General features: G+C 49.0%; 6 protein-coding genes. 5 read left to right on the forward strand and 1 reads right to left on the reverse strand.

All coding sequences use genetic code 11. The features are described 5' to 3' along the window. Window positions 1-7: 7 nt before the first annotated feature. Window positions 8-769, forward strand: coding sequence for an SDR family oxidoreductase (locus Q0256_RS09560; RefSeq protein ID WP_297962498.1), 762 nt, complete (start codon window positions 8-10; stop codon window positions 767-769). A gap of 251 nt (window positions 770-1020) precedes the next feature. Beyond that, window positions 1021-1527 (forward strand): NAD(P)H-binding protein, encoded by a 507-nt coding sequence (locus tag Q0256_RS09565; protein WP_297962500.1) that lies wholly within the window; start codon window positions 1021-1023, stop codon window positions 1525-1527. 102 nt (window positions 1528-1629) lie between these two features. On the opposite strand, the gene Q0256_RS09570 is transcribed toward Q0256_RS09565, so the two are convergent. Further along, window positions 1630-1839 (reverse strand): 4-oxalocrotonate tautomerase family protein, encoded by a 210-nt coding sequence (locus tag Q0256_RS09570; RefSeq protein ID WP_297879942.1) that lies wholly within the window; start codon window positions 1837-1839, stop codon window positions 1630-1632. Between the two features lie 188 nt (window positions 1840-2027). Here Q0256_RS09570 and Q0256_RS09575 point away from each other — a divergent pair, with 188 nt between their 5' ends. The 3 genes from Q0256_RS09575 (at window position 2028) to Q0256_RS09585 (ending at window position 5687) form a co-directional block, all read left to right on the forward strand. Next, window positions 2028-3800, forward strand: a complete 1773-nt coding sequence (locus Q0256_RS09575; protein WP_297962502.1) for an aryl-sulfate sulfotransferase — start codon at window positions 2028-2030, stop codon at window positions 3798-3800. A 160-nt stretch (window positions 3801-3960) separates the two neighbouring features. Beyond that, entirely contained in the window at window positions 3961-4782 is an 822-nt protein-coding gene (locus Q0256_RS09580; protein WP_297962504.1) for an aldo/keto reductase, read from the forward strand. A gap of 254 nt (window positions 4783-5036) precedes the next feature. Beyond that, window positions 5037-5687 carry a thiol:disulfide interchange protein DsbA/DsbL gene (locus Q0256_RS09585; protein WP_297962506.1) on the forward strand — a complete coding sequence of 217 codons (651 nt, stop codon included), beginning with the start codon at window positions 5037-5039 and terminating at the stop codon, window positions 5685-5687. Window positions 5688-5703 lie beyond the last annotated feature (16 nt).

Genomic DNA, 5703 nt, shown 5'->3' on the forward strand with positions numbered 1-5703 from the left:
ATAGAAAATGAAAAAATATATCGTCATCACCGGCGCAAGTTCGGGTATCGGAGCGGCTACGGCAAAGGCGTTTGCTGGGCGCGGAGAAAATTTGATCTTAATCGCGCGCAGAGCGGAGCTTCTGCAAAGCTTAAAGGACGAGATCGCGCAGATCGCGCCCAAATCAGACGTCGTGATTAAAATTTGCGACCTTGCGCGCAGCGAGAACGTCCTAGCGCTTTGGGACGAGCTAAAAAGCTACGAGCTAAAGGCGCTCATAAATAACGCTGGCTTTGGGGATTTTGGTTTAGTGGGAGAGCAGGATTTACAAAAAACGGTAAGAATGATAGACCTAAACGTAACCGCGCTCGCGATACTTTCGAGCTTATTTACGCGAGATTACAAACGCAAACAAACTCAGCTTATAAACATCTCCTCCGTGGGCGGCTATTTTCTGGCGCCCGGCGTCGTGCCGTATTGCGCTACAAAATTTTTCGTAAGCGCCTTTACGGAGGGCTTGCACCGAGAGCTGGCGCAGGATAAAGACGCCAAAATGCAGGCTAAAGTTCTAGCGCCCGCCGCTACTAAAAGCGAGTTTTGCGACGTAGCTTCGGGAAAGCGCGGATTTGATTACGATGCGGCGTTTTCGCAATACCACAGCAGCGAACAAACGGCAGAATTTTTGCTCACGCTTTACTATAGCGATGCATGCATCGGAGAGGTGGATTTGGCTAGCTTCGAATTTAAACTTAGCGAACCGAAATTTAATTATATAGCAGCCGCCAAATAGCGGATCGGGTGAGGCGCAAGCTCACTTATAGCTTGCGCTGTTAAGTTGCTTCTTTACGTGCGAGCAGGACTTGATTAGCTTCGTAGCGACAAGCTGCGCAGGCAGGCGCCTTTGAATTTTACGCATTTATAGATCGTACGATGAGCCGCGCCGTGTGGACGATACGCGGTATAAAATTTCGCGTAACGTAGCGCCTGAGCTAAATTTGACCTCAAAGTGCGGTAAAATTTAAAGAAATTTAAGGAGTGAAAATGGGAAAATCCGCCTTAGTGCTAGGCGCTACGGGCGTCGTAGGCAGGGAGCTGGTGCGCGAGCTTTGCGAGAGCCAGGGTTACGATGAGGTAGAAGTATGGACGCGCCGCGAGATAGGCTTTTGCCACCCTAAGCTTCGCGCGCGGATCATTGATTTTGAGGGTATCTCAGATATTGCGCCGCATAAATTTGACGAAATTTTTTGCGCGCTGGGCACGACGATGAAGCAGGCGGGCTCGCACGAGGCGTTTTTGCGCGTAGATGAGGACTACGTCTATGCGGCGGCGAAGTGGGGCAAAGCAGCGGGCGCGCGGCGCTTCGTGCTCGTATCATCTCCGGGTGCGAACGAGGGCTTGCTAAGCTTTTATCTGCGTGCCAAAAGGCAGATCGAGCGGCGCGTGAGCGAGCTTGGCTTTGAGGACCTTCCAGATCGCTCATCTGCCGATAATCCTCGGCGAGAGATCGGATGCTCGCCCGCTAGAGCGGCTTGCGGCGGCGATTTTTAAACTGCTGCCCGCCTGCGTGTTTGGTAAATTTAGACCGCTTAGCGGCGCAAGTATCGCCCGCTGCGAGCGTGATTTTTGACTCAAAATCCTATAAAAATTCGCTCATTTTTTCTCTTTATTTTGTTTGATCTCCTCAAGACTTAGACCGCTTTTACCGATGCTGTCCATACTGAGCGTTTCGATCATCACGAGTATTGCGGCTGGGTCTTTGTCTAATACGCGTGCTAGCGTGTCCGTAATCTCGGCGATGATTTGCTTTTTTTGCTCTTTTGTAGGCTCTGGAGCGGCTACTTTTATATTTACGAATGGCATTTTCTCTCCTTAAATTTGATAAAGCAGGGCTAATTATATCAAATTTTAGCCTGTTACCCGTCTCGCTTGCGTTCTAAAATTTAAGTAGATATATTAGAATTTAACTTTAAATTTGATTTAAAGCTAGTATGATTATTATGTGACTTGGTAGTAGTAAAATTAGATAAATTTACCCAAAAGGAGCGAATATGCGTAAGAATTTTTTCGGTTCTATCGTTTTGGCTGCGGCCTTGGTGGGCGGCGCGTTTATAGCGGTGCCGCAGACTGCGAGTGCGGGCGTTTTGGCGCATCAGGTAAAAACCCAGGGCGAGCTTGGCTCGGTGTTTATCAACCCATACGACGTGGCGCCTCTAACGGCCGTCATCGATAGGGCGGGCAAGGACATCAAGGATATCCACGTGCGGGTGCTGGGTAAACCTGGCGGCGGCATTGACATCGCCTATAACGTCTCCGAGCATGCGCTGCTGACGCACGACGGCGTGCCGATCTGGGGGCTGTATCCGGACTATCTAAACGAGGTCGAAGTAAGCTACGTTTTTAACGGCGAAAAGAAGGTCGAAAAGTATAAAATTTACGCTCAGCCGATCGTGACGTATAGCCGCGATTATAGATTTAGCCACATGCAAAAGATGAAGGTTAAAAAGGTCGATCCCGCGTTTAAAAACAGGCTCTATCTCATCAACAACACGATCACGAGCGTTTATAAGCCGCTTGATTGGAAAAACGGCGGTGCGGCTAGCTGGAATGATTTCACAGAAAATTTCGTCGTCGATACGCAGGGCGAGGTCAGATGGTATCTAGACTATCAGAAATTTTACGACCGTAGCGAGCGCAGAGTGATGGACGGCGGCATGATGATGGGCTTTCATCAGCTGCCAAACGGCGATCTGAGCTGGGGCATGGCGCAGCGATATATGCGCTACGATATGATGGGCAAAGAGGTGTATAACCGCGAGCTGCCGCGCGGCTACATCGACCTTAGTCATGAGGTGATGCCGCTTAAAGGCGATCACTTGCTGCTTCGCGTCGGTAAATATAACTACCATCATCCTGACGGCAGAATTTCGCATACGATCAGAGATCACATCATCGAAGTGGACGGCAGCGGCAAGGTCGTGGACGAGTGGGATCTGAATGAAATTTTCGGCAAAAACGTCTACCGCAGTAGCCTAATCAAGGCTCTTGACGCTCGCGCCGTGTGCCTAAATATCGACATGGACGCCAAAGAGATCAAAATCAGCGACGATCTGCCTTTTGGCGACGTGACCTCGACCGGCACGGGACGCAACTGGGCGCACGTAAATTCCATCTCATATGACCCTAGCGACGACGGTATCATCCTCTCGCTTCGCCACCAAGGCATTGTTAAGATCGGCCGCGACAAAAAGGTAAAATGGATCCTCGCATCGCCTGAGGGCTGGAGCGCGGACTTTAAAGAAAAAGTGTTAGTGCCCGTCGATAAAAACGGCAACAAAATCAAATGCGAAAACTCAAAATGCGAGGGCGATTTCGACTGGTCGTGGACGCAGCACACCGCGTGGCTCACTCCGCGCTACGATAACAAGGGCTCTGTAAAGTACATCAGCGTATTTGACAACGGCGACGGTCGCGGCATGGAGCAGCCTGCGCTAAAAGAGGAAAAATACTCACGCGCGGTCGAGTACAAGATCGACGAGAAAAAGGGTACGGTCGAGCAGACGTGGGAGTTTGGCAAGGAGCGCGGATTTGACTTTTACAGCGCGGTTACTAGCGTCGTGGAATGGCAAAAGGATAAAAGCACGTACTTCATCTCAAGCTCGAATGTCTATCTGCTAAAGCCCGATAAAACGATCAAAATGGTGCTCGTGGAGATCGATCCGAAGAGCAACGACGTCAAATTTGAGATGGACGTGGAGTCTGCGTCAAGAGACGACGTAGCCTACCGTGCGATGGTGATCGATCCGAATATCTTTGATTATTAAAAATTTTACGGCAAGTGGAATTTGGCTTTTAAATTCCACCTACTGCTTTGGTGCGAGTATAATTTTACGACTTAAGCGCGAAATTTTAAATTTTATATAAGATGAATTTTTTAGCAAAGGAGCTAAAATAGAATTTGTAAGCTTAAACGACGGCAATAAGATGCCGATTTTGGGATTTGGCGTATTTCAGGTAGATCCGAAAGAGACGCAAAGGTGCGTTGAGGATGCGATCTCGGTCGGCTACCGCAGCATCGATACGGCAAAGGCGTATTTCAATGAAGAAAGCGTGGGTGCAGCAATTAAGACGGCTCTTGCAGGCGGGTTAAAGCGCGAGGAGCTGTTTATCACTACTAAGCTTTGGATTAACGACGCAGGCGAGGAGCGCGCGCTAAAGGCCTTTGATGTATCAATGAAAAAGTTGGGGCTTGACTACCTCGACCTTTATCTTATTCATCAGCCATATGGCGATATTTACGGCTCGTGGCGAGCGATGAAACGTTTGCGCGATGAGGGTCGCATTCGCTCTATCGGCGTTAGCAACTTCTACGCTGATCGGATCGTCGATCTGTGCGAAAACAGCGGCGTCATCCCTGCGGTAAATCAGCTTGAGTGTCATCCGTTTTATCAGCGTGAAGTGTTAAAGCGCGTGCTTGATGGCTACGGCATCGCGTTTGAGTCGTGGGCTAGCTTCGCCGAGGGTAAAAACGATATATTTAAAAATGCCGTACTAAGCGGTATCGGTGAAAAATACGGTAAAAGCTCAGCTCAAGTTATTTTGCGCTGGTTAATTCAGCGCGGCATCATCGTCATTCCAAAAAGCGTTAAAATCGAGAGGATAAAGCAAAATTTCGACATTTTTGATTTTGCGCTTGCGCCTGATGATATGGCTGCCATCGCTGCGCTTGATACTGATAAGACGCTGTTTTTCGACCATGCAGATCCTGAGCGCGTAAAGTGGATAATCCATGCCTTTGATAAGTAAAAATTTATTGAATTAAAGCGATTGCATGCTTTAAAATTAAGCCGCGAGCATGCAATCCTTGCTATTAAATTTAAACCTGAACGAGATCAGAAATAGAGCTTGCGGCGATAAATTAGCCTGCTCGCTCAAGCGGCGTGATGGCGTAGCCTGCTATTTTATATATTTTCTGTGGGAGCCGCCTTGCCTTTGTCCGCTTAATCTCAAATTTACCCTTTATTTTATACAATCTTTAAAATTTACCGCAAAGGAATTTTATGAAAATCGCTAAATTTTTTAAAGCTTTAGCCGCCGTTTGCCTGCTCGGCTCGGGTGCAAACGCGCTGGAGGTGGGCGTTAATTATCAAGTGCTGCAAAAGCCGCTAAATGTGCCGAAAAACAGTGTCGTTAAAATTTTTAACTACGAGTGCCCGCACTGCTATGCGTTCGATAGGACGGTCACGCCGCAGCTGATGAAAAAGCTTGAGGGGACGGAGTTTTTGCCGTGGCATCTAAAGACCAAGGGTGTGTTCGGACAGACGGCGAGCGGTATATTCGCAGCCCTCATCGTGCTTGATGAAAAGGACGATGTGAGCCCGCTAAGCGACGAGTCGAAATTTAAAAAGGCGAAATTCGCGATTTACAAAGCGATCCACGACAAAAAGGACGATTTTGGCAGCGGCAGTGATAAACAAAGGTTCATCAAAACCGCGCTGGATGCCGCGGGCGTGAGCATGAGCGAATATGAAGCGGCGCTGGCTAGCAAAAAGGCGCAGGCTCTGCTCGCGCAGTGGGACGCGGGCTACGAGGTCGCGGTGATTTCAGGCGTGCCAGCGTTCGTCGTGAGCGGCAAGTATCTCTTAAACACTTCCTCGTTCGGCTCCGTCGATGAAATGGTCGCCGCGGTAAAGGAGCTGCTGGCGAAATAGGTCTTGTCGCATTAAA

This window comes from uncultured Campylobacter sp., from assembly GCF_937949835.1.
GTDB lineage: Bacteria > Campylobacterota > Campylobacteria > Campylobacterales > Campylobacteraceae > Campylobacter_B.

Bases quoted from the DNA above. Each gene is read 5' to 3' on its own strand.
- Q0256_RS09560 (WP_297962498.1), top strand. From the start codon at position 8: ATGAAAAAATATATCGTCATCACCGGCGCAAGTTCGGGTATCGGAGCG.
- Q0256_RS09565 (WP_297962500.1), top strand. From the start codon at position 1,021: ATGGGAAAATCCGCCTTAGTGCTAGGCGCTACGGGCGTCGTAGGCAGG.
- Q0256_RS09570 (WP_297879942.1), bottom strand. From the start codon at position 1,839: ATGCCATTCGTAAATATAAAAGTAGCCGCTCCAGAGCCTACAAAAGAG.
- Q0256_RS09575 (WP_297962502.1), top strand. From the start codon at position 2,028: ATGCGTAAGAATTTTTTCGGTTCTATCGTTTTGGCTGCGGCCTTGGTG.
- Q0256_RS09580 (WP_297962504.1), top strand. From the start codon at position 3,961: ATGCCGATTTTGGGATTTGGCGTATTTCAGGTAGATCCGAAAGAGACG.
- Q0256_RS09585 (WP_297962506.1), top strand. From the start codon at position 5,037: ATGAAAATCGCTAAATTTTTTAAAGCTTTAGCCGCCGTTTGCCTGCTC.